This is a genomic window from Flammeovirga sp. OC4 (assembly GCF_000812565.1).
Lineage (GTDB): Bacteria > Bacteroidota > Bacteroidia > Cytophagales > Flammeovirgaceae > Flammeovirga.
Genome location: NZ_JTAM01000002.1, coordinates 121,915 through 145,831, shown reverse-complemented (window position 1 = coordinate 145,831; position 23,917 = coordinate 121,915). Strand labels below are relative to the sequence as shown.

Below are 23,917 nucleotides of genomic sequence, written 5' to 3'. Positions count from 1 at the left end.
TAAACTAAATTATTGTCAACTTTCAAGTTTACTTTATACAAGCATTGATAGAATCTACTTTCAAGCTTCCTTCTTCTTCATTTTTCCATTGATGAAAAACGAAGCAAAAAATCTAGGCTTAGAAGTAAAAAGATAAATTTCATTCCTCTCCTAAATGATTTTAAACTCGCTAAAGCTCAAACAACAAAATCATTTTTAACGGCTCTATACATGAAATTCTTGACGCTTTTCCCTTCAAGGCCGAGGAAGTAACTATTAAATGAATGATTGTCTGATTATAGGTCAAAGTCCAGTGTTTTATAATCATCATCTAAAGTGCAGTACTGTAGGGATTTACGATAGTGTCGTTTACAGTGTAATTAGTCTTCACTAGCTATCACTACTAGGACCTTCGATCGGTAATGAAATTGTAAATGACGTGCCTTTTCCAATTTCAGAATCTACTTTTATGTCGCCTGTATGATCCTGAATAATACCAAAAGAAATCGACATGCCTAAGCCTGTACCTAAGCCAACAGGTTTTGTTGTAAAGAAAGGATCGAAGATTTTGCTCACGGTTTCTTTGTCCATACCAGATCCATCATCTGAGATTTTGATATACACTGTTTTCGCATCATACCAAGTTTTAATAGTCAGATTACCTTCTCCTTTAATAGCTTGCTCGGCATTATTCAGAATATTCATAAATACCTGATTAATTTTACTTTCGTTACAAACCACTGGAGGAATATCCGCATAATCTTTATGCACCTGTACTCGGTCCTTTAATTTACTATTTAATAGTGTCAGAGATGTATCAATACCTTCCTCCAAGTTCGCTTCCTTGAACTTTGTAGAATCCATTCTTGCGAAGGTCTTCAAGTCCATCACAATTTGAGTGGTTCTATTGGCACCTTCTTCAATACCTTTTAATAAGTCACTGATTTCTTGAATTACAAATGACACTTCGTAATCTTCTTCAATTTCATTGACCACTTCCTCTGTTGTATGTTTTTTCAGTTCGGTGAAAGCTTGAATCAGATCTTCAATATCATCCTTTAGAGGAAGAACATTATTGGCCACAAAGTTAATTGGGTTATTGATCTCGTGGGCAATACCGGCCGTCAACTGACCAATTGAAGCTAATTTTTCAGAGCTCACCAATTGATCCTGCATCTCCTTTAACTGAGATAATGTATCTTCTGTCTTATTTAAAGAGTCTTTTAAAGCACTATTTTTTGTCTTGATCTCATCACTCTTGTGCTCTAAAGCTACATTTTGTTCCCTGATTTCATCATGAGCATAACGAAGCTTTTCAGATTGTGTTCTCAAGGCTTCATTTTGTCGTTCAATGTGTTTCGTTCTCTTTTCAACCAATAACTCCAAGTGGTTTTTATGTACCTCTAATTGCTTCTGAGCATCTTTCAATTCCGTTACATCGACCAAGAAAGAAGTAACACCGATTATCTCTCCCTGAGTATTTCTAAAAGGATTAAAAAACTGTTCGAAATAATACCCTTTAAAACGATCTACGACAACAATATCTTCTCCTTTGATACAACGATCAAAATATTCGCTTTGGAGAATGTTCTTATTGTTTTCTTTTATCTCATCAAAAATATCTAATAGGTACATCCCATTTTCCAGTTTGATACCCGTTAGCATTTCTGTGATCTTCATGAATTTGTTATTACAACTCAACAAACGTTTGTCTCTGTCGAGTGTATACATCATGATATAATCTGAATTATCTAAAATATTTCGAAGGAGTTCGTTCGTCTTCTTATATTCTTCCACCACAACCCTTCTTTGATTTAACTCATTCTTCCACTTACTTACCATAAATGTAAGAGAAGATGTAATAATGACCCAAAGTAAGAAAACTAAGGCCATCGTGAAATTTCTTGATTGAATAGAACTTCTTAAAACTGTTTTTAGAGGCACACGAGTAGTAATTACCCAAGGCTCTGTCATTCCTTGAATTTTAATAGGGAACAACATTTCATAGTAACTTTGTTCCGTTTCGCTGTTTTCTACGATTCTTGATACCTTTTGATCATTTCTCAAAGAGGCAAACAAATACGCAGGAATGCCGTCATTCATTCCAATATCTGCTTCATTGACAGAACCAACTATTTGTCCGTTTGGTGCTGCAATACAAACATAACGGTTATCAAAATCTTCACTTTCTTCTATAAAACGTTGGAAGAAAGATAAACGAATTGCACTACCAATCGCACCTATAAACTTGCCTTCATTTGTAAAGAAAGGCTGTACCACATGGACCACAAACTTATTCTCATCATCATTTCCATTCGTATGCTTAGGAAGAGTAACAAAAGATTCTTTTGAATTAAGAATACGGTCTTTGAGAATAAAGGTGTCCCAATTCAATTGTGTATGATGGAGCTCATGTCTGACCTGACCTCGTCTTGAAACATATTCCTTGTTGAGAAAAACAGGGTTGTACAATAAACGATCTGTATTTACACTATCAAATAATACCAACCATAATGATTCAATGTTTGAATAGCTTCGTACCGTATGATCCAAAAGTCCTGACAAGACCTTATCTTTTTCCTCTTTATCTCCCTTAATCACACGCATAGCACTACCAATCATCCTCATCTCACCAAGCAACGTTTGTAACCTTGATTCAATAGACTCGCCATAACGCACTGCTCTTTCTTTGGTCACTTCGAAAGCCAATTTCTTTGATTGACTTCCTCCATTCTCATATACTTTATAGCCTATGATTAGAAAGCAGAAAGTTGTTAGGGTAATTACCCACCATATGGACCTTGATTGTGAATTCAACTTTGGTAAAAGTTTTCCTGATTAAATGAATTGATAATAAGTGGTCTTCATGACAAACACACAAAGTTAGTTAGCAAATATTCAATTACATATATTGTTAAGTTTTTTTAGAGAATAAATTCATTCACATAATAATGTGAATAAAAAAATGTATCGAAACGGGTTGAAATAAATTGTTAACAAAAACAATCAATTGAAGGTAGTTTGAATGAATAAAAAGGTTGTAAATTAGAAAGTAATCGAAGGATAATTTCTATAAATATCACCTATCTGTGATTTAATAAGTAAGTATGAAAAAAGATTCGAAGCTATTAAAAATTCTCGAATACCTTGAGGCTAATGAAGCTCAAGAAACGAGGGACTATTATGTTCCATCATTATGGATGGGGCAAGAGCAGGGAGCTTCCCACCCTGTTAAAACTAACCCATTTACGTTCTTCAAAAATGCCATCAAGGAGATCACGGCTCCAACTGATGCTGCTGTAAATTATAACCGTTCTCTTTCTACTTTAAGAAGTCAAATACATGGTTATGGAGGAGACTGGACTTATCAGTCTGCTTTCTACAACCTATTCCCTAGGTTGACGACCGCTTATGACCATGATAATGATGGTCACGTAGGCTCTAGTCATCGTATGGACATCACTAGCAGTGATAATGGCTTTAGAGAAACAGGTACTTTATTAAAATGTATTGCAATCTTAAAATACATCAGAGATTTAGGTTGTGATACTGTGTATATGTTACCCATCACGAGTATTGGTGAAGACGGTAATAGAGGTGATTTAGGATCTCCTTATGCCATCAAAGATCAATATAAGCTGGATGAAAACCTTGCTGACCCATTAATTCCGTTCTCTGTCGAAGAGCAATTTGAAGCTTTTGTAGAAGCGGCTCACATGATGGGAATGAGAGTTATTATGGAGTTCGTGCTTAGAACTTCTTCATTAGGTGGAGATTGGGTAAAAACAAACCCTGAATGGTTCTATTGGATTGACCGTCATAGAGCACACGAATACCAAAGCCCTGAGTTCCCTGCCAATGAGTTGGCGGATATCTTGAAAATCCCTAAAGGTGGTGGATTCCACTTTGCACCAAACAATGAGTATAGATCATTATTCAAAAAACCACCGACACCAGAACAAATTCAGGTACAAGATGGTAAGTATGTGGCCTACACTGACGAAGGTGAATTAATCATCCCTGGTGCATTTGCGGATTGGCCACCAGATGATATTCAACCTGCTTGGTCTGATGTGACGTATTTGCGTATGTATAACTTCCCTTATGATCATGCTCCAAATGATTATAACTACATCGCTTATGATACAATTCGTTATTATAATCCTGAGCTTGCACAACCTGCTCATGTCAACAGACCGCTTTGGGATAAAATTGCCGGCGTAATTCCTCACTACCAATCTTTCGGTATTGACGGAGTAATGATCGACATGGGGCATGCGCTTCCAAAACCATTAATGGAAGAGATTATCCATGTTGCCCGTCAAAATGATCCTGACTTTGCTTTCTGTGAAGAAAACTTCGATGTAACTCAAGAAAGTAGAGAAGCTGGCTTTAATGCTGTATTAGGTCATGAGTGGAGAGTCACTTCAAGAGAAAAAAGAGCAGGTATCCAAAGAATCGTTCAAGATTCTAGCGAACGCCTTGCTTTACCTTATTATGGTACTCCTGAGACACACAACACTCCTCGTGCAATGATGAGAGGTGGTGAGCCTCACTGTAGAGTTACTTATGTGTTGAACAAGTTTCTTCCTAATTCTATTCCTTTTATTCATCAAGGATTTGAGTTATTAGAAGAATGGCCTGTCAATACTGGTTTGAACTTCTTGCAGTCAGAGACAGATTATTACAGTCAACAAAGATTACCATTATTCTTTAAGTCTGCCTTAAGATGGAATAATGATCATAACCTTATTGGCTATATCAAATACATCAACAGTATTTATGATCACTTTGGGTGGTTACTTAATAATGTACACCTAAGAGGTAATGAAAAATCAATGAAGATTCATTACCCTGAAACATCCTATGAAAGTGTAATCGGTTTTGAGCGTTTTGATCCTTGGCACCCTGAACATAGTATTCTTGTGATTGCCAATACAGATTATCAAAATAGTCAAGATTTCTATATTAATGTTCCAGGTACCAATAACGGTAAGTACTGGGATTTCTTGGAGAAAAAAGATTATCAGTTTGTTGAAAACTGGCTTTCTGCAACGCTTCAGCCAGGGCAATGTTTGATCATTGAACTGAAAAAGTTATTATAATCATCTTTTTATGATGACGTACATAGGCTACTGATTTTCAGTAGCCTTTTTCATTTTATTTGTAGTTTTTACGGTTTACTTATGTTCACACTATGTTGTACTTTCGTTTGGATTTAAACATTACATTTGCTCCATAATCAAACAAACAGGAAAATGAAAGTAACAAGTTATGTTGTTGGCTTATTAGTATTGTTTTTTGCGAATCAATCTTTCGCACAATCGCATTTCGATTCAGAAGTAAATGAATCAAATCACATCTCATCAAAAGCAACTATTCACCACCAAGAAGAAGAAGACTTCAAAAGGCATAAGGTATCCGTTTACATGGGATACACTTATATTCCTCAAGCTATTCCTTCACAAGAAGGGTTGTTAGTTCCTACTTTCGGACTAGATTATGTTTACCAATTTTCTGAAAAATGGTCAATTGGTCTCATCAATGATATTGAGATTGCTCAATATATGGTGGAAGTAAAAAATAGTGGAAGCCACGGCGAACATGGACATTTAGAAACCTTGGATAGGGAATATGCCTATGTAGGTTCATTGGTCGTTTTTTACTCACCGTGGGAAAGCTGGAAAATCGGTGTAGGACCAGGTTTTGAAATTGAAAAAAACAAAAACCTTTTTGTAGGTAAATTCATCTTTGAAAAAGAATTTAAACTACATGACGGTTGGGAACTTTCGCCTAATTTCCAGTATGACATGAAAGAAAAACTCTATGATACGTGGACTTTCGGTGTTTCGATAGGAAAAAGGTTTTAAGAAAGAAGAATCTTAAAGAAAAAGTTGTTAGTTTTGTTAAATAATACTAACAACTTTTTTTTATGAAACAACTAAATAAAGGACTACTTGTAATTGTCTTTTCTATCCTATCTTTTACCTCTATTAAACTAAATGCACAAGATGTAAGTGACAACAGACTTTGGCTTCATTACTTTAACAGTGTTGGTTTAGCAGACAATTGGTCAATTGATACCGATGCCGCTTATATGGCAATGTTCGACAAGCCCGTTGACAGATTTCAGATACGTTCTGGTTTAAAAAGAAAGGTCAACAAGAATTTATCAATCAGGTTTGGTTTGGGATACTTTTATGTATTTGGTGACGAGTCTTCCAAATTACATGAAGTCAGGCCAATGCAAGATTTTATCGGTACGCACAACTTAACAACTGATAAAAAATTATTTATCAAACAAAGACTTCGTTTCGAACAACAAATCTTCAGTGCGACTCTCAATGAGACGGAGACTAGCGAAGTAGACTACAGAATGAGATACTCGTTCATTCTCAGAAAAAAATTGGACAAATGGATATTTGGTATTGGTACTGAAGCTTTTATCAACCTAGAAAACAAAGAGGAAAAACCATTATTCAATAAGAATCGTTCGATTGCTTTGGTCAACAGAACGATAAGCAGTCATGTAAGCCTTGAAGCTCAATACATCAGAGAAGATTCCTTTAGAAAAGGAGAAGGTTCGCACCATCATGCTGATTTACTGAGAATTGCCGTAAGACATAAAATCTAGAAACGATATTCAAAAAATAAGCCTTGAAGTGAATTTCAAGGCTTATTTTTTATACAAGAACTTCCCTCTCCTCATGAGATTGTGAAAGGTCTTCCAAACTGGGATCAATAAAGATTTCATTTTCTAAAATCACTATAGGAGTTTTAAGTAATGAAGGAAAGTCTCTTAATGTGCGAAGAAGTACAAATGGACTCATTTCATGCAAATCTTCTGCAAAACATCTATACCAAGGTGAACTTGTATTAATTAATGCTTTAGTTGGTTTTAGATTCATATTCTCCATAATATGGATCAAATGTTTTTCTGAAACAGGACAGACATTGACTTCAATTTCACGGATGGCGTGGTTCTTTCTTCTTAAATCATTGATGAAGAACTGTTGATTTGGTGCATTACTGTCATAAATGACAATCGGATGGTTGAGCTTTAAAAGTGACATGGCTATGGGTTGTTATTGGACTTTGTTTTTATTAATCAATAAGTTAGCGAAAAAAGCGGAATTTATTAACGTACATTTATCACCATAATATATTGACATTTATCACTCCATTGCATATACAGTGACCGTTGTTATTCATTTCTGAATAGAAGCGTTTTCATTAGTAAGTCAATCTCTGATCAATTATATTCATTTTTTAATATAAAATTCAACCGTTTCGAACTTATGAAATCACACTTCCGCTTACATGTTTTTTATGAAGTTGTCCAACGACAAAGCTTTACAAAAGCAGCTGAGGCACTCCAAATTTCTCAACCTGCGGTCACAAAACATGTTAGAGCATTGGAAGAGGAATATAAGGTCCCATTATTAGAAAGGAAAGGTGTAATTATTCATATTACTCCTGCCGGAGAAGTGCTGAAAAGTTATTGCGAAAAGATTTTTGGGTTAGAACGACAATTAAAATTTGAGATTGATGCTTTAAGGGATAATCAAGGTGGTACAATACGTATTGGGGCAAGTACAACCATTGCTCAATACATTATTCCAAAAGTAATAGCCTCTTTTCAACAAAAAGTAAAAGACGTCAATATTGAAATTAAAAGTGGGAATACAGAAGCAATCGAAAATTGGTTGATTGATGATATTATTGATTTAGGAATGATTGAAGGTTCGCCACACCGAGGGGGTTTGAAATATATTCCTTTTCTAAAAGATGAACTTGTCGTGGTTTGCTCAACAAAATTTCATAAAGGACACAAAAGTTCATTGACCATTAAAGAGTTCTTAAAAAAACCTTTTGTTATCAGAGAACAAGGCAGTGGCACTCGAAAAATCATTAAAGATGCTCTTGCTGAAAAAAAACTTCATGAAGATGATCTCACAATTGCAATGCAATTAGACTCCACTGAGAGTATAAAAAGATACATTGAGGCTTCTCCTAACTATGCGTTGCTATCCATTTATTCTATTCTTGAAGAGTTGAATAGAGACCAGCTACAAATTATCGATATTGAAGACTTTGAAATTAACCGAGACCTACATTTTGTAATAAAGGAAGGAGGTTCTATTGGTCTAGGTACAACTTTTATGGATTACGCTATGCTTCATTATAACAAAAAGTTATAACTCATTCATTTTCTTCATTCATTTTGATCCTAATACTTATGACATTTGTATTGTTATCAAAAGAATATGAAAATGAAAAAGTCAAATCAATATAATAAAGTTGTATATATCGTTTTAGCCTTATTAACCTTGACTCCATGGGTGACTCCAGCCATGTCATTATTTGCCGGAATTATCTTTGCCTTATTATTTAAAATACCTAATCCAACCCTTAATAAAAACTTAAGCAATAAATTAATGAAATGGTCTGTCGTTTTCCTTGGGTTCGGCTTGAATGCTGTTGATGCCATGAAGACAGGAAGTGAAGGGTCATTGATCACATTTAGTAGTATAGCACTGACATTAACTTTTGGTGCTTACATCGGTAAAAAATTAGGTTTAGATAAAACCATTTACCGTTTGATCGCTTCTGGTACTGCCATTTGCGGAGGTAGTGCAATTGCTGCTATGGCTCCCGCTCTAAAAGCCGACCAACATCAAATTTCAGTAGCTATGGCTACAGTCTTTATTCTTAATGCTGTTGCTTTAGTTGCATTTCCTGTAGTAGGCGAATACTTCCAACTTTCACAAACTCAGTTTGGATGGTGGGCAGCACTAGCCATTCATGATACAAGTGCTGTAGTAGGAGCTGCCGCAAAATATGGTGAAGAAGCACTTCAAATTGCAACAACTGTCAAATTAACTAGAGCACTTTGGATTGTTCCGATCTCATTGATCGCTGCATTCTCACAAAAAGGAAAAATGAGCTTGAAAACGATGCCTATTTTCATCTTAGGTTTTATCGTTGCCATGTTGATCAACTCTTATGTACCGGGTGCTGATGCTCTTGCTCCTGTTTGTAAATTCATTGCTCATAAAGGACTTTCATTAGCATTGTTTACTGTTGGTTGTACAATGGATGTGTCAAGTGTTAAACATGTTGGAACAAGACCAATGTATCAAGGTATAGCACTTTGGGTAATTGTTTCTTCAATATCATTATTCGCTGTAATTCATCTCTTTTAAAGAGAATTAACCCAATATCAAATCCCTGCAATATTCTTATTGTCAGGGATTTTCTTATATTTATAATATAGGTACTTAGTTAAAATGATATAACACAACTCTTATCTTTTAGCTTTATACTTACTACACTGTAAACTATATTTATAATATTTAGAAATCAGGAGATTTCTGCTGATCTGTAGGACACGAATGACGCTATCGCTTAACATTCGCGCCAGTGGACTTTCTACCCAATTTGCTACTTCTTCCTTCGGCCTTGAAGAGAAAAGCGTTAAGAATACCATGTAGTGAGCCGTTAAAAATGGTTTTGCTGTTTGAGCATCTCAAAACGATGAAGTTTTGATCGAGTTAACCTTTTAATAGGCGAAAGGAATGGAATTTAGCTTTTGACTTCAAAGCCTTGAATTTTTTGCTTCGTTTTTGTTTCAATACAAAAATGAAGAAGAAAGAAGATTGGAAGTAGTCCCTATAAAATCTAGTAGAAATATAGACTGATAGTTAACGATAATTTAGTTTACAATGTACAAACCAATTAAAAAGCCCAATTATTATCAATGCAAAAGAAAACTATTCTCTTCTCACTCGCTATTATTCTTACGCTTCTAATACTTTACCTCTTTTCAACAGGACAAAAGAGATTAGAAGAATTTGCAGCTCAGACCTTAAAAGAAGTTGCACTAGGAAAAAATGGAAAAGGATACTTTGTTAACTTTCAAGAGTTTTCCATTGAATGGGCCAACAGTAGAATTGAAGCAACTGGAATCAGTATTATACCTCATATTAATCAAGAAAAAGACAATTGGGTAAACGGAACTGTTGATACTTTAAGCATTGAATTTTCTAACCTCTACCTAGGAGTACTTTCTAAGAATATAACTATTGAAGATTTCAGAATTATACATCCTAATTTTCAATATTTCTGGAAAGAATCCCCTATCAATCAAATCAAGAAAAAGCCAAATCCTATTCCAAAGTTTGATGCACTAAGAGCACGACTATCAAATATTGGCATTCAATCTATCAGTATATTAAATACAGAGATTAATGGATATTTAGTGACCAATGAATACCATCACCTGCATATTTTTCATACCACTCAAAGTTTTGTCATAGAAGGATTAAAATTTAACCTAGACTCACTTGATAACCAAAGTAAAGTGGTTGATTTGGACCGCTTTTTCTTTTCTTCTGGACCCACTTTTATGAAAGGATATAAGGACCTTTATCATTATCAATTTGATACCCTTCTAATCAGCAACCGAAGAGATTTTTTCAAATTGGGAGGAGTAAAACTAATACCACAATATAGTGATGATGTTTTCTTTGAAATTGTGGGGCAACAAACGGATCGGTTTATTGCAGAAATAAAAACACTAGAAGGTCATGGTTTAGTAGAAGAAGAACTTTTTAATCAAGATCGTTTCCATCTAGAAAAAATTATCATCGATTCACTTGAAGCAAACATCTATAGGGATAAGAATTATGAAGAAGATACTTCTGCCATAAAACCACTTCCACACGATATATTAAAACAATTAGATTTTCAATTGGCTATTGATAGTATTGAATTGACAAATAGTCAGCTGACATATCAAGAAAAAAGCAAAGGTGCAGAACAACCTGGTATACTTCCGATCACACACATCAATGGAACGATCAGCGATGTCAATAATGAAAAAGAAAATGTAGTTCAAGTGGATTTGGCCTGTAAACTATCGGGCAAAGGAAAGACAAACCTTCACATTGATATTTTACTTGGAGAAAAAGAACCTTATTTTATGAAAGCAAAAGGTCATCTTGATCCTTTCCCTCTCACGGTATTAAACTCATTTACTCATCATAATATGGGAGTACTATTTCAAAAAGGTTATGTAAATTCGATTGATTTTAATGCACAACTCAATGATTCTATTGGCCGAGGAAACTTGGATTTTTTCTATCAAGATCTGAAAATTAAAGTAACCGGCAAAAATGATAATAAATCAAGTGTTGTCGAATCTATTGCTGGTTTTGCCGCCAATAATATTGTCCATCGTCAAAACTTAGAAAATAGAAAACCAAGACATGCTCCTTTATATTACAAACGTGTAGGTTATAAATCTTTTGTTCATTACCTCGTTCATACCATTATGTCGGGAGCTCAAACATCAGTCCTTGGTATTTACGGACAATTACCTGACGATGAGAAAAAGGCCTATAAACAAAACCAAAAAGCTAAAAAGAAAAAAAAGAGCTAACATTACTCTCCTATAAAAGTAAGGACTAACCTTCTACTCCCTCCTCTATCTCTATGTTCGCCAAGATAGATTCCTTGCCAGGTACCCAACAAAGGTCTACCATTTCCGATAGGTAATGAAACACTACTTCCCAAGGTTGATGCTTTTAAGTGAGCAGGCATGTCATCAGGCCCTTCATAAGTATGTTCATAATAAGGAGCATTTTCTGGATACACTTTATTAAAATGTGACTCAAAATCTGTTCTAACTGAAGGATCTGCATTTTCATTGATGGTCAATGAAGCTGAAGTATGTTGGATAAAAACTTGTAATATTCCGCTTCTGCCTCTCATTTCAGGTATTTGAGCCAGTACCTCCTCCGTAATAATATGATAACCTCTTGAATAAGGTCTTAATGAAATTGTCTTTTGAATAACCATAGTTCAAAAATAAAAAAACTGTATGAGTTACTTCCCATACAGTTCTTATAATTATGTTTTCGAATAAAGATTAGATTCCTAATTCGTCAAATAATGTTTTAATTTCAGAAGACGAAGGACGTGGAGCATTTGCTTCTTTTACGTTACCTTCTTTGTCTAATAAGATAAATCTCGGAATAGCTGAAATATTGAATTTCTCAATAAAACCTTGGTTTCCAGAATAGTGAAACTGATTTCCATGTAATTCCTTCTTTGCCACCATCTTTTTCCACGCTTTTGTATCTTGATCCACTGATAAGCTTACAAAAACGACATCTCCATCTTTATGATTTTCCTCTAACGCTTTTAATGAAGGAATCTCACCCAGACAAGGTCCACACCATGAAGCCCAAACATCAATGTATACATATTTTCCTTTAAAGTCAGCCAGGTTAACTTCATTACCTTCCAAATTTTTAAATGTATATACTTTATCTTTTTCAACATTTAAAAAGCTGAATAAAGTGATTGATAAAAGTAAGGATAGGGCAGTAATAATATTTTTCTTGTTCATTGTACTGTGATTTAATTTAAAAAGTTGATTAGTGTTTTATTATTAGATGTAAAGTTGATTAAAATATAAATGAATTGGATAGGGAATACTTCCTTATATTCTGACAATTTTTCCTTTCTGTTAGACAGGGTATGTAAGATTAAAATATACTTTTAAATTTCTTTACCACTTCATTAAAGAATGCTTCAGACCAAAAGTTCTTTTTAATCTTAGCATAAACTTCTGTTTCTATTTCATCAAAGATCGGGTCTGAATAGATCTGTTTTCCTTTTCTCGCCAATTCCAATGCCACTACATATTCTTTATTGATCATGGTAAATAACAACCCTAAAAGAAAATCTCGAATAGCTATATTTTCCTTCTCCAGGTTATTTAAATACGAAATTTCTACCCATAAAGGTGCCTTTTTCAACGTAACTTTAGCCAATCTTTTGTTTAAAGCACCAGAAAACAGGTTTTCATAGGTTTTATGATTACCACGAATTACTTTTTGAACTTCGTATTCTGAAAGCCAAAAATTCTTTCCAGCCATATAACTCAAAACCGAACTTGCACTGTCCTCCCCGTTATAAGTTTGAGTAAGTCCCGGCTCAAAATCAATCGCTAAAGTATTATCTTGTATATCCGCTTTTAAGCTTCTTAAAATTCGAAGATCAATACCTTGAGAATCCGTTTTCAACCAGTCAATGTAATCTAATGATAACTTGTCTAAAGCATGACTGATGGAAATATTATTGAGTTGAATCGTTTTATCCAATTCAAAATAAGGTGAGAAAATATAATCTTTCACACTATTCTGATCAGGAATTAATGTACTAGAACAGTAAGGACTTTTGGTTAAATGAAAATCAAGCTTTTCAACTTCTTGATCCGATACTATACAATTGAATTTGTAGAGCTTTTTGAACCCTTGATTATCTTCTTCTGAAATATCAAATTTTCGATCGTCTGCATCAAAAGCTATGCATATTGAATAAGGAGCAATCTCTCTCCATTTTGCATGAATTTCTCCTGAAGCTCCTACATCTACTAATACTGGTGGTTTATTTTTGAACTCTTCTCTTGAAAGAATTTTTTTCGCGATTGAATGCATATTAATCTTCTTTTACTTTAAGCGAGAGCCAAATATACAGTTTTTTTAAACTGTTGCTAAAAAATCAACACAGTAAAAAAGGCCGAAGAGTAAGAATACTCAACGACCTTTCATTAACGATTCAAAAACTCACTCTTGATGAGCGAGCTCTTGATTATATAATTTCTAACGAGCGGTTGATAAATGCTGTAAGATCAGCTCCTTTCAAGTTACCTTGTGAAAGTTTTGCTAAATCATAAGCATGTTTCACCAATTTATCTTGTGCTGTAGCATCTTCTTCTTTTAAGATTCTTGATACTAACTCACTGTTACCGTTGATTGTTACTGTATCAGCACCTGGGAATCCACCAAACATGCCTCCCATTCCGCCTTGCATCGCAGACATTTCTTCCATTCTACGCATGAACTCAGGCTTAGTGATCATAACAGGTAACTCATCAGCAGTCATTGCTTCTACTTTTGGCTCCAATTTATCATCGTTCAATGCACGTTTGAAGATATCAACTAATTTCTTAGACTCATCTTCTGTTAAAACAGATTCGTTTTTTTCATCTGTCTCAATCAAGTTATTGACTGTATCAGAGTCAATACGTTTCATTGTGATGTTCTCGAACTTGTGCTCTGTGTTGCTCACAAAGTGAGTATCGATCATTGTATCCATTTTCAAGATATCATACCCCTTCTTTTTAGCAGCTTGAATATAAGTATCTTGAGTACCTTGATCAGTAGCATATAAGAATACGTGTTTGTTGTCCTTATCTACCTGATTTGATGCAATATGCTCTTTATATTCTTCTAAAGTAAATTTTTTGCCCTCTAAATTTTCAAAAAGACCAAATTTTTTCGCTTTATCGAAGAATTTGTCATCTGTCATCATACCATACTTCACAAATAGGCCGATGCTCTCCCACTTTGTCTCGTAGCTTTCTCTCTCATTTTTAAACAAGCTGCTCAAGCGATCTGCCACTTTACGAGTAACATAGCTAGAGATTTTCTTCACATTTGAATCAGACTGTAAGTATGATCTTGACACGTTCAATGGAATGTCTGGAGAATCAATTACACCGTGCATCAAGCGTAAGAACTCAGGCATGATTTCCTCTACATTGTCAGTGATAAACACCTGACGAGAGTACAATTGGATCTTGTCTTTATGTGGAGTGATGTCTTCTTTTACTTTAGGGAAGTAAAGAATACCTGTCAATTCAAATGGATAATCCACGTTTAAGTGAATCCAGAATAATGGCTCCTCAGACATTGGGTACAACTCCTTATAGAAGTTGATGTAATCCTCGTCTGTTAATGACTTAGGATCTTTTGTCCAAAGTGGCTCTTTTTGGTTGATGATGTGCGGCTCAACGATTTCAACGTCTTTAGCGTCATCACCTTCACCTTCTTTCTCCGTTCTTTTATCTACTCCTACTTGAATTGGAATAGGCATGAACTTAGAGTATCTATTTAAGATAGCACGTAAACGGTGCTCATCTACAAACTCTTCTGAATCTTCATTTACGTGAAGTACAATTGTAGTACCTCTGTCTGCTTTGTCAGCATCAGCGATCTCATAAGTAGTGGAGCCATCACAAGTCCATTTTACAGATGGAGCATCCTTGAAAGACTTTGTGATTACCTCAACATGGTCAGAAACCATAAATGCTGAATAGAAACCAAGACCGAATTTACCGATGATTGTAGAAGTATCTACGTCTTTGAATTTTTCAACAAATTCAGTAGCACCTGAGAAGGCTACTTGGTTGATATATTTTTCAACTTCGTCCTCACTCATACCGATACCACGGTCAGTGATTGAAATTGTTTTTGCTTCCTTGTCTACGTCTACTTGAATCGTTAGATCACCTAGTTCTCCGTCAAACTCGCCCATTGAAGCAAGTTTTTGAAGTTTTTGAGTTGCATCTACTGCGTTGGCTACCAACTCACGTAAAAAAATGTCGTGATCTGAGTATAAGAACTTTTTAATGATGGGAAAGATATTTTCAGTATTTACTGAAATAGAACCTTTTGCTGCCATGTTTATATTTTTTGTTTATTAAAATACTTATTTATTAAAGACTAAAACTTCTTGTTTAAAGTCATGACATTCTTTTCAAATTGTATTCCAATACTAAAACTGGGTAATATTGACACTTAGAACTGCCTATTTGTCAGTTTTGATTTTAATACTTCCATTAAAAATGACCTTTTCTTGGGTTAATATTAAAAATGTGATAGATTTGTAGATGACGTCGACAATTTTGGATGATATTTGAATTCGTTAACAATTCAATATAACAATTGTCGAAGTCAGTGCATAAACCATAGAAACACTCTCTTACTAAATATCTAAAAGCGGGTATAGAAGATTTAAACTAAATCAGCAATTCAGTGTCTTTTTCAGCGTCATGTAAAAGATATTCCCTATTAGAAACACATTTTAGTACAGAATTAGAGTTTTCAAAACGTCGCAAAGTAATGACGCAAATTTTACTTTGCCTTTCAAATTTGTATAAGTAGTCACACATCATAATGAAAAGGCTGTTGAATATTTCGACAGCTTTTTTCTTTTATAATATTTCTAACATTGTAAACTTTCCAATCGTTATTAATGACCTTTTAGAAATGATACTATGCACTAAAGTATCAAACAACTACCTTTACAAAAAAATCAAAATCGTTTTGTCCATGACATTTGAAGAATTGGGAGTTATCCCTGAAATACAAGAAGCGTTAGAAAATAGAGGATATGACAATCCTACACCCATTCAAGAAAAAGCTATTCCATCTATTTTAGAAGGAAAAGACCTACAAGGTAGTGCTCAAACCGGAACAGGTAAAACTGCCGCTTTTTGTATTCCAATTATTCAATTGTTGAAGAAAAATTCGAACAATGGTCAAAAAATAAGAGCTTTAATTCTTACACCTACTCGTGAGTTGGCCCTTCAAGTAGCCAATAATTTCAGCTTATACAATCAGAAGACCAAACTAAAACAGTTGGTCATCTTTGGTGGTGTTCCTCATGATAAGCAGATCAAAAGATTAAAGCAAGGGGTAGAAGTATTGATCGCCACTCCTGGCCGATTAATGGATTTACATCAGCAAGGGTTTATAAATCTAAAGCATATCGAAATGTTTGTGCTAGACGAAGCTGATAAAATGTTGGATATGGGATTTATCAATGATATAAAAAAGATCATTACTCTCATTCCGTCAGAAAGACAAACTTTACTTTTCTCTGCGACAATGCCTGCCACTATTCAGGAGATTAGTAAATCCATGCTCAATAATCCTTTAAAAATAGCTGTTACACCTGTTTCTTCCACTGCTGACACTATTGATCAGTATATCTACTATGTGGATAAGAGAAATAAAAAACAGCTTCTTTTTGAAATCTTGGATAATAATAAAAAGGAGAGTATTCTGATTTTCATGAGAACTAAAAGAGGTGCCAATCATTTGGCAAAAACTCTTAATGATAACCGTGTGAAAGCAGAAGCTATTCATGGTAACAAATCGCAAACTGCCCGTCAGAGAGCACTAGAAAACTTCAAGAAAAAGAAGACAAGAATCTTAGTCGCTACAGATATTGCGGCTAGAGGAATTGATATTAGCCAATTGAAATACGTGATTAACTTTGAGATTCCTGAAGTCGCAGAAACGTATGTTCATAGAATTGGTCGTTCGGGAAGAGCTGGTGAAGAAGGAACTGCTATTTCGTTGGCCGATGGTACTGAACTACAAGATGTCAAAAACATTGAGAAGTTAATCGGACACAAAATTCCAGAGATCAAAGATAATCCTTTTCCTATGTTGGAGAAAGAAAAAGACATCGCTCAAAGAGATGCAAAAAGAAAGAAACAAATCAAAAGAAGTAAACAGGGAAATCGAAGAAAACAGAATACGAACAAGAAGTCATAATGACAATTAAGTTGTCGTTTTCTTCATCTTACCCTCTTCTAAAACAATATCTTCAATTTTTACAATTGTTCCTTTCATAGAAGATTCAATGGTCAGTTTCGCTCCAATCGAAGCTGACCTAAAATCAATATTTCTAAGCCCAATACCGCTTTTTACAGCATTTACATCAAACCCTACTCCATTGTCTTCATAATAGATATTACCTCTTTTGTTTTCAATTCCAAAAAACTGTATAAATACCATACTAGACTTACTATGTTTCTCCGCATTATGAATCAACTCTTGTGTTATTCTAAAGCAGTGATGTTGAATTTCCTTATTTGTAATTTCCGGCCATTCATGAAATTGTACAATTACCTTTTGCTTACTGGAGTTGTACTTTGATACTAAATCAATCACCGACTCTTTAAAGGAGATATGATGAAAACTAGGGGATATTAATTCATGACTTAGGTTTCGGATGGCATCCATAGTATCTGTCAGTATGCTTTTCGTTTCCTTACTCATATTGGCATCAGACTTATTGAATAATGCCAAATTACCTCCAATTGAATCGTGTAACTCCCTTCCTATTCGGTTTCTTTCCTTTTCCTGCCCTTCCAGTACCGCTTTTGAATATAATTTATGCTTTTCTAGCATCGTCTTTTTTAGCTCAATTTTCTCATTATAAATCGTGATAGAACGCTTCAGAAGGAGATAGAAGTAAACAATAGATTCATATACTATAAATATATAATAGATATAATCAGTATATGAAGCCCTCTGTATCACCCCCATATGTGGCAAAGTCACAAAAATAGCAATGATGACCAAACGGCTCATCTGAACCAGGAAAAGGTATTTTGACAATATGGAATGATTCCTCTTTTTATATAAAATCACCGAGCTACCAAAGAAACTTACCCAAGATAAAATAACAACAGAAATGAAATTGACATAAACAATCACTGGGTTTTCGCTCGCAACTAAAGAGGTAAAAGAAATTACCGTGTAGATCGCAATTAATGGATTAAACCAAATTAAAAACTGTTTGAAAAAACGTTTTTCCGGTGTGAAGTAGTTGTAAAAATAAACGAGCGTAAAAATATAAGCTACATTTAATAAATGACGTAAAATGTAATTCGCCTCGTGGTATTTATCTTTAAATGCATCTACAAATAAGCCAATTTCGCACTCTGCAAAAAGAATACCTGCAGAAAAAGTTAAAGCATAAAATATGAATACACGTTGACGAGATAATATTCCAATAAAGAAGCCAATTGAAAGCAATGTGATGACAACTGCCCTCAAAAAACTAATGATGTAAAATTCATTTTGATTACTTTCCAAAAAGGTGGTAACATCAAATAAGAACACCTCAGAATGAATCGGCCAACCTTGACCTTCCATTCTAAAATAAATGATCTTCTCCTCACCTTCATCAAAGTCCATTACATAACTATACCCCTTGTCCGACACTCCTAAATGCTGTGTACGGTCAAGGCTACTTGTTCCCCCATGATAGTGCGCCGCTTCGCCGTTAGAAGACAACACCCAAAATTCTAACTGAGGAATAAGGGTATAATTAAAATACAACACTTTTTGAAGTTCCGTTTCACTCGACAAAATCAATCTATACCAACTCCCTTTGTCTGTAGGTCCTTTAGAAAGACCTAAACGATCGGGTTGTTGCCAATGATTTTGAAAAATAGGACGGTTATCAATAAATGTAGGCTGATCTTCACCATACTTTTGGGTATATGGAGTTAAGTTAAATTTTTTATCTAACTTTTCTACGTTAACCTGAGCATGAGTGAGAGTTGCAATTTTTAGCAGTGAAAATGATAGTAACAGTATGAGCTTAATATTCATTCAATCAAAAATGAGCAATTTAAAAAAGCATCTAGAGCGTAATCATCAACTTGTCTATCTCCTTTCCTAAGTCAAGAGGTTTTTATAAGCATACTTGATTAACTGAGCTCTATTCTCAATTTTAAGTTTGGATTTAATATTTCTGTTATGAGTCTTTACAGTTTCAACACTAATATAAAGCATTTCAGCAATATCATTTGCGTTTAAACCTTTGGCAATATACTTAATGATTTGCTCTTCTCTTGGTGATAATACTATAGTTTCAAGAGTAAGGTATTTCATCGATTCCCGAACTCTTTCTGAATAATACTCTTTACCTTCTAATATTTCAGTAATAGCCAAAGTAAATACCTCCAAAGGATCATCTTTTAGGATATATCCATTAACGCCTGATTCTATTGATTTTTTGACCAAGGAAGGCTTATTATGCATAGATACGATTAAAAATTTTGTGGTAGTATTTCCGGTTGCTTTTACACTACTTACAAATTCATACCCTTTTTGGCTAGGCATATCCATATCTACCAATACAATATCAAAATTCAAAACCTCGTCGAGTGCAACATCTTCAGGATTGTTGATGATGTTAATTTCAGAATTGAATTGCTCTAAGAGTATCCTTTCTATCCCTTGACAAAAAAGCATATGATCATCAAGTATTAGTATTTTTGGTTTCATTACGATTAAATATTAGCAGGAAGAGTTTTCCTTAAAAGGAAACTTATCATTATGTTGATTTCAAGTAAATAACTTTTATTCAATAAAAATAAAATTATTGGATTTAATATGGATATTCTTCAACTTTTACCCTTATTCAATCCTGTTTTTTCTTTTTTTGTTACAATATTATTTTAATATTGATTCCACTTTAACGATATGTAAAGTTTTACAATTTTAATATATATTCACGAAAATCGTTGTCTACAATACCTAATTCTACGTTAAATTTAAAAACGTATTTAATATATGTGCTGATAACTTTAAAAGAGATGAAAAAAATTAAGTATAATTTTGAAAAAACATATGCTACTAAGTTTGATGATGCTATCAGAAATTTAGAGCATTTCAATAAGGATGTAAACAAAAAATTATTGGCATCAATTACTCAAAAGGTAATGAATAAATAGGAAACGATGACAAAGGGTATGAATCCTTGTTTCACTTCTTTGATATAAATAAAAAGAGCTTAGGTATTATTTCTTCTACCTAAGCTCTTTTTTTGGTCACTAACAGACCATTATTTACCACATACTATGTTCTTTATGAATATACCTTGTAATGCTCCTTATCTATAAAAAAGACAGATATGAATTTATTCACCGCACAAAGCAGCATCGCTAAGGTTAATATTTTATCAATTTGAATCTCCGAAAACAGTACATTGATCACTAATAACATTGATAAAACAATAGTCATTAAACTCGTGACAATATAAAAATATTTTATGAGCCTTTCTTTCTTGATCAGGGAAGAGAAATTTAATGTAATTATCCCTTTTCCCAATATCCAAAAACTTCCTATATACAATAAAATAGAATCATCAAGATAGGCATGTGAAATGAAAACAATACTCATTGACAGGTCTGCAATAGCATTCAATAATAAGAAACCCCAACTGAAAATTTGATCTTTATTATCTGATGAAAAATAAATATCAAAAGTTGCTGAAGGTAGAAGTAGAATACCAAAAAACATTGTCATGACATATACATTAGTAAATGGACGAGTATAGAGAATTATACTTATCAATAAATAAGACACTCCTGTAAGTGCAGTCATCCATTTTTTTGGTGTAATGGGATTTTGATACGGTTTACAAATCGTCTTCATTTATTTTCACTTTTAATTAGGTATTGCAACTCAAACAAAATCAACGTTATTCTAATTTGCCTGAGTATTTATTAGACGTACTGAATTCGATCCAGTTTCAAAAAAAAGATTTATTTAACATAAGTTTAATGTCTAACATATTAATTCAGTTGTCTCCGTATGAATTGATTAATTAGTTTTAAGTACAAGTCAAAAATAAATCATAGTTAATTTTGAACAGGTACTTACCTTAAATGAAATAACGCTAATAATAAAACAATCAAAACAATGGACCTTTTATTACAATCTGATAAATATCAGTATGAAATCTGTAGTGAACTCAATCCTTTAGAGAAAAGTAGGTTAATGACTATTTGGAATAATGAATATCCAATGCAACTATCTTATAAATCAATAAATGCTTTTGAAACTTATCTGAATGGCATATCTAATAAGCGTTTTATTTTAGTAAAGACATACGGTAATCAAATAGTGGGTTGGTTCCTAAAGTTTGAAAGAGAGGAAGAGCGTTGGTTTGCAACAATAGTGGATGAAAAACACAAAGGAAAAGGAATTGGAAGTACTCTATTGAAGCTGGGTAAAAAACAGTTTGGAAATCTAAACGGATGGGTAATTGACCACAATCGTTATTTTAAAAACAACGGACAGAAATACCTTTCTCCATTAGAATTTTATATTAAAAATGCATGCAGGGTACAACATGGAGAACGTTTGGAAGTTCCCGTTTTATCAGCTGTAAAAATTACTTTATAAAAACAAAGCGATACCTTATTGAAAAGGTATCGCTTGTATTCTTTAGATAATCAAATATCTAAGGAAATATACTTGGTTGTGAAATACAAATACTAGTCTTCTAATGCTGCAATACCAGGAAGAACTTTACCTTCCATTAATTCCAACATAGCACCACCACCTGTAGAGATGTATGATACTCTATCACCAAAACCTAATGTGTTTACAGCAGCAGCAGAATCACCACCACCGATCAATGAGAATGCACCAGCTTCAGTAGCTTCAGCCACTGCAGTTGCAACAGTAGTAGTACCGTTAGCAAAGTTTTCCCACTCAGAAACACCCATTGGTCCGTTCCAAAGGATAGATTTTGATTCTTTGATAATTTTAGAGAATTCTTCAGCTGCTTTAGGTCCGATATCAAGACCCATGTAACCGTCAGCGATAGCGTTAGAATCGTAAGAAGCAACAGCTGCATCTTCACCGAATTTATCACCACAAACTGAATCTACTGGTAATACCAAGTTTACTCCTTTTGCTTTTGCTTTTTCGATTAATTCTAAAGCTAAATCTAATTTATCTTCTTCACATAAAGAGTTACCGATAGTACCACCTTGTGCTTTGAAGAAAGTATAAGCCATACCACCACCGATGATGATGTTATCAGCTACTTCCATGATACGCTCGATTAATAAGATTTTATCAGAAACCTTAGCACCACCCATGATTGCAGTGAAAGGACGTGCAGGATTTTCTGTAATTTTCTTCGCGTTTTCAACTTCACGACCCATTACATAACCTGAAACTTTTTCGTCTACGAACTTAGCGATAACTGCAGTAGAAGCGTGAGCTCTGTGAGCAGTACCGAATGCGTCCATTACCCAAACATCACCACGAGAAGCTAATTTCTTAGCAAACTCTTCGTCACCTTTCTTTTCTTCTTTGTAGAAACGTAAGTTATCCAATAACATTACTTCACCTGGCTGTAAGTTAGCAGCCATCTCGTCTGCTTCAGCACCGATTGGATCACCACCGAATTTAACTTCAAGACCTAATTTTTCAGATAATGGAGCAACTACGTGCTTTAATGAGAACTTATCCTCAAAACCATCTTTTGGACGACCCATGTGAGACATCAAGATAGCAGAACCACCGTCAGCAACGATTTTCTTAACTGTAGCAATTACTGCATTGATACGAGTAAAGTCACGAACTGAAAAATCTGGGTTTAAAGGTACGTTCAAATCTACACGTACAACCGCTTTCTTACCTGCGAAATTATAAGAATCGATAGTTTTCATATTAATAAACTACGTTTTTTAGAATATTGTGAATTTTTTAAAATTGCATCCGCAACATAGACCTATATTTCTTCTAAAAAAATGACTAAAATCAGAGGAAAAAATTATTTCAGTAAAGCGTAAAATGCACGTTATTTCATTTTTAATATGAATATTTATCATCATATTTAACCTACTATTTAGATACTCAGTGAAGTGCACTCTACTTTTATCAAATGCACTAAAAAAATTACAAATGTTTTTATCTCCTACAAAACTGAATAAAAGCTAAGTACCCTAAGTATTGATAGTTAGATTTGACAATTCTTTAACTTCTTAATTATTGTTATGCTATTATCACATATCACTTATCTTTAATCTAAGTTTAGTCACCACAAAGGTTTTTATTACTATTATGCAATTAAACACGTCTATTTTTTTATTTCTTTGGATGTTATTATTCATGAATTGTCAACCTCAGAAAACAGATCAATCTGAAATCAAAAAAAATATGCTTGAAAAAGCTCAGACTGTACTAAAAAGTGACAATGTACACGTCATACCCAATGAGAAAAACACTTATTATTTATGCTTTACAAAATCCCCAAATACTGTAAAACAAAAGTTGAGTTTTATTGTAATGGACCCCAAGGAAAATATCATATATCCATTGAAAGTTCTTATTGATGGAAATGTTTCGTGGTTAGATGAAAAACATATTAAAACATCGCAAAAAATGGGAATTGCTAAAAAAGGCGAGTCCAATGTGATACGCTACTCTATTGATATAACTACAGGTAACTCTACGAAATTATAATTCATAAA

20 protein-coding genes are annotated in these 23,917 nt (G+C 33.9%); 10 read left to right on the top strand and 10 right to left on the bottom strand.

All coding sequences use genetic code 11. The features are described from left to right. Positions 1-369: 369 nt before the first annotated feature. Positions 370-2,796, bottom strand: a complete 2,427-nt coding sequence (locus tag PL77_RS30125; protein WP_052444104.1) for an ATP-binding protein — start codon at positions 2,794-2,796, stop codon at positions 370-372. 290 nt (positions 2,797-3,086) lie between these two features. On the opposite strand from PL77_RS30125, the gene PL77_RS02215 reads away from it, so the two are divergent. From PL77_RS02215 to PL77_RS02205, 3 genes are all read left to right on the top strand, one after another. Beyond that, positions 3,087-5,084: an alpha-amylase family glycosyl hydrolase gene (locus tag PL77_RS02215; RefSeq protein WP_052444103.1), complete on the top strand. Its 1,998-nt coding sequence runs from the start codon at positions 3,087-3,089 to the stop codon at positions 5,082-5,084. A 153-nt stretch (positions 5,085-5,237) separates the two neighbouring features. Continuing rightward, on the top strand, positions 5,238-5,849 hold the full coding sequence (locus PL77_RS02210; protein WP_044201234.1) for a hypothetical protein: 612 nt from the start codon (positions 5,238-5,240) through the stop codon (positions 5,847-5,849). A gap of 62 nt (positions 5,850-5,911) precedes the next feature. Beyond that, entirely contained in the window at positions 5,912-6,613 is a 702-nt protein-coding gene (locus PL77_RS02205; protein WP_044201232.1) for a DUF2490 domain-containing protein, read from the top strand. A gap of 49 nt (positions 6,614-6,662) precedes the next feature. Here the strand turns inward: PL77_RS02205 and PL77_RS02200 are convergent, their stop codons facing one another. Beyond that, the gene (locus tag PL77_RS02200) at positions 6,663-7,052 is read right to left on the bottom strand and encodes an arsenate reductase family protein (RefSeq protein WP_044201229.1); all 390 of its coding nucleotides are present in this window, start codon (positions 7,050-7,052) and stop codon (positions 6,663-6,665) included. 225 nt (positions 7,053-7,277) lie between these two features. On the opposite strand from PL77_RS02200, the gene PL77_RS02195 reads away from it, so the two are divergent. From PL77_RS02195 to PL77_RS02185, 3 genes are all read left to right on the top strand, one after another. Then, a complete protein-coding gene (locus tag PL77_RS02195; RefSeq protein ID WP_044201227.1) occupies positions 7,278-8,180 on the top strand; it encodes a LysR family transcriptional regulator in 903 nt (300 codons plus the stop codon). A 72-nt stretch (positions 8,181-8,252) separates the two neighbouring features. After that, entirely contained in the window at positions 8,253-9,185 is a 933-nt protein-coding gene (locus PL77_RS02190; protein WP_216595870.1) for a YeiH family protein, read from the top strand. A gap of 554 nt (positions 9,186-9,739) precedes the next feature. Beyond that, positions 9,740-11,422 (top strand): DUF748 domain-containing protein, encoded by a 1,683-nt coding sequence (locus tag PL77_RS02185; RefSeq protein ID WP_044201223.1) that lies wholly within the window; start codon positions 9,740-9,742, stop codon positions 11,420-11,422. A gap of 2 nt (positions 11,423-11,424) precedes the next feature. Here PL77_RS02185 and PL77_RS02180 read toward each other — a convergent pair whose 3' ends face one another. The 4 genes from PL77_RS02180 to htpG all read right to left on the bottom strand — a co-directional run bounded on the left by PL77_RS02180 (position 11,425) and on the right by htpG (position 15,516). Then, positions 11,425-11,841, bottom strand: a complete 417-nt coding sequence (locus tag PL77_RS02180) for a secondary thiamine-phosphate synthase enzyme YjbQ (protein ID WP_044201221.1) — start codon at positions 11,839-11,841, stop codon at positions 11,425-11,427. 70 nt (positions 11,842-11,911) lie between these two features. Then, the gene (locus tag PL77_RS02175; RefSeq protein ID WP_052444102.1) at positions 11,912-12,394 is read right to left on the bottom strand and encodes a TlpA disulfide reductase family protein; all 483 of its coding nucleotides are present in this window, start codon (positions 12,392-12,394) and stop codon (positions 11,912-11,914) included. 139 nt (positions 12,395-12,533) lie between these two features. Next, complete coding sequence (locus PL77_RS02170) at positions 12,534-13,487, bottom strand: hypothetical protein (protein WP_044201219.1); 954 nt, start codon at positions 13,485-13,487, stop codon at positions 12,534-12,536. A gap of 154 nt (positions 13,488-13,641) precedes the next feature. Then, positions 13,642-15,516 carry a molecular chaperone HtpG gene (gene htpG, locus PL77_RS02165; protein ID WP_044201217.1) on the bottom strand — a complete coding sequence of 625 codons (1,875 nt, stop codon included), beginning with the start codon at positions 15,514-15,516 and terminating at the stop codon, positions 13,642-13,644. A 650-nt stretch (positions 15,517-16,166) separates the two neighbouring features. On the opposite strand from htpG, the gene PL77_RS02160 reads away from it, so the two are divergent. Further along, entirely contained in the window at positions 16,167-17,399 is a 1,233-nt protein-coding gene (locus tag PL77_RS02160) for a DEAD/DEAH box helicase (protein ID WP_044201556.1), read from the top strand. Positions 17,400-17,405: 6 nt separating this feature from the next. Here PL77_RS02160 and PL77_RS02155 read toward each other — a convergent pair whose 3' ends face one another. Beyond that, a complete protein-coding gene (locus tag PL77_RS02155; RefSeq protein ID WP_044201215.1) occupies positions 17,406-19,250 on the bottom strand; it encodes a 7TM-DISM domain-containing protein in 1,845 nt (614 codons plus the stop codon). Between the two features lie 66 nt (positions 19,251-19,316). Continuing rightward, positions 19,317-19,928 (bottom strand): response regulator transcription factor, encoded by a 612-nt coding sequence (locus PL77_RS02150; protein WP_044201213.1) that lies wholly within the window; start codon positions 19,926-19,928, stop codon positions 19,317-19,319. A 311-nt stretch (positions 19,929-20,239) separates the two neighbouring features. Between PL77_RS02150 and PL77_RS31685 the strand changes: the two genes are divergently transcribed. Continuing rightward, positions 20,240-20,377: a hypothetical protein gene (locus PL77_RS31685; protein ID WP_156152217.1), complete on the top strand. Its 138-nt coding sequence runs from the start codon at positions 20,240-20,242 to the stop codon at positions 20,375-20,377. Between the two features lie 133 nt (positions 20,378-20,510). Here the strand turns inward: PL77_RS31685 and PL77_RS02145 are convergent, their stop codons facing one another. Beyond that, entirely contained in the window at positions 20,511-21,080 is a 570-nt protein-coding gene (locus tag PL77_RS02145; RefSeq protein WP_156152216.1) for a DUF308 domain-containing protein, read from the bottom strand. Between the two features lie 267 nt (positions 21,081-21,347). Between PL77_RS02145 and PL77_RS02140 the strand changes: the two genes are divergently transcribed. Beyond that, positions 21,348-21,833: a GNAT family N-acetyltransferase gene (locus PL77_RS02140; protein WP_044201210.1), complete on the top strand. Its 486-nt coding sequence runs from the start codon at positions 21,348-21,350 to the stop codon at positions 21,831-21,833. Positions 21,834-21,925: 92 nt separating this feature from the next. Here the strand turns inward: PL77_RS02140 and pgk are convergent, their stop codons facing one another. Continuing rightward, the gene (pgk, locus tag PL77_RS02135; RefSeq protein ID WP_044201208.1) at positions 21,926-23,113 is read right to left on the bottom strand and encodes a phosphoglycerate kinase; all 1,188 of its coding nucleotides are present in this window, start codon (positions 23,111-23,113) and stop codon (positions 21,926-21,928) included. 442 nt (positions 23,114-23,555) lie between these two features. Here pgk and PL77_RS02130 point away from each other — a divergent pair, with 442 nt between their 5' ends. Next, positions 23,556-23,909 carry a hypothetical protein gene (locus PL77_RS02130; RefSeq protein ID WP_156152215.1) on the top strand — a complete coding sequence of 118 codons (354 nt, stop codon included), beginning with the start codon at positions 23,556-23,558 and terminating at the stop codon, positions 23,907-23,909. Positions 23,910-23,917: the final 8 nt, after the last annotated feature.

Coding starts and splice junctions, on each gene's coding strand:
- PL77_RS02195 (WP_044201227.1), top strand. CDS start 7,278: ATGAAATCACACTTCCGCTTACATGTTTTTTATGAAGTTGTCCAACGA.
- PL77_RS02205 (WP_044201232.1), top strand. CDS start 5,912: ATGAAACAACTAAATAAAGGACTACTTGTAATTGTCTTTTCTATCCTA.
- PL77_RS02145 (WP_156152216.1), bottom strand. CDS start 21,080: ATGAAGACGATTTGTAAACCGTATCAAAATCCCATTACACCAAAAAAA.
- PL77_RS02130 (WP_156152215.1), top strand. CDS start 23,556: ATGAATTGTCAACCTCAGAAAACAGATCAATCTGAAATCAAAAAAAAT.
- htpG (WP_044201217.1), bottom strand. CDS start 15,516: ATGGCAGCAAAAGGTTCTATTTCAGTAAATACTGAAAATATCTTTCCC.
- PL77_RS02185 (WP_044201223.1), top strand. CDS start 9,740: ATGCAAAAGAAAACTATTCTCTTCTCACTCGCTATTATTCTTACGCTT.
- PL77_RS02180 (WP_044201221.1), bottom strand. CDS start 11,841: ATGGTTATTCAAAAGACAATTTCATTAAGACCTTATTCAAGAGGTTAT.
- PL77_RS02150 (WP_044201213.1), bottom strand. CDS start 19,928: ATGAAACCAAAAATACTAATACTTGATGATCATATGCTTTTTTGTCAA.
- PL77_RS02210 (WP_044201234.1), top strand. CDS start 5,238: ATGAAAGTAACAAGTTATGTTGTTGGCTTATTAGTATTGTTTTTTGCG.
- PL77_RS02200 (WP_044201229.1), bottom strand. CDS start 7,052: ATGTCACTTTTAAAGCTCAACCATCCGATTGTCATTTATGACAGTAAT.
- PL77_RS02160 (WP_044201556.1), top strand. CDS start 16,167: ATGACATTTGAAGAATTGGGAGTTATCCCTGAAATACAAGAAGCGTTA.
- PL77_RS02215 (WP_052444103.1), top strand. CDS start 3,087: ATGAAAAAAGATTCGAAGCTATTAAAAATTCTCGAATACCTTGAGGCT.
- PL77_RS02155 (WP_044201215.1), bottom strand. CDS start 19,250: ATGAATATTAAGCTCATACTGTTACTATCATTTTCACTGCTAAAAATT.
- PL77_RS02170 (WP_044201219.1), bottom strand. CDS start 13,487: ATGCATTCAATCGCGAAAAAAATTCTTTCAAGAGAAGAGTTCAAAAAT.
- PL77_RS02140 (WP_044201210.1), top strand. CDS start 21,348: ATGGACCTTTTATTACAATCTGATAAATATCAGTATGAAATCTGTAGT.
- pgk (WP_044201208.1), bottom strand. CDS start 23,113: ATGAAAACTATCGATTCTTATAATTTCGCAGGTAAGAAAGCGGTTGTA.
- PL77_RS02175 (WP_052444102.1), bottom strand. CDS start 12,394: ATGAACAAGAAAAATATTATTACTGCCCTATCCTTACTTTTATCAATC.
- PL77_RS31685 (WP_156152217.1), top strand. CDS start 20,240: ATGAAAAAAATTAAGTATAATTTTGAAAAAACATATGCTACTAAGTTT.
- PL77_RS02190 (WP_216595870.1), top strand. CDS start 8,253: ATGAAAAAGTCAAATCAATATAATAAAGTTGTATATATCGTTTTAGCC.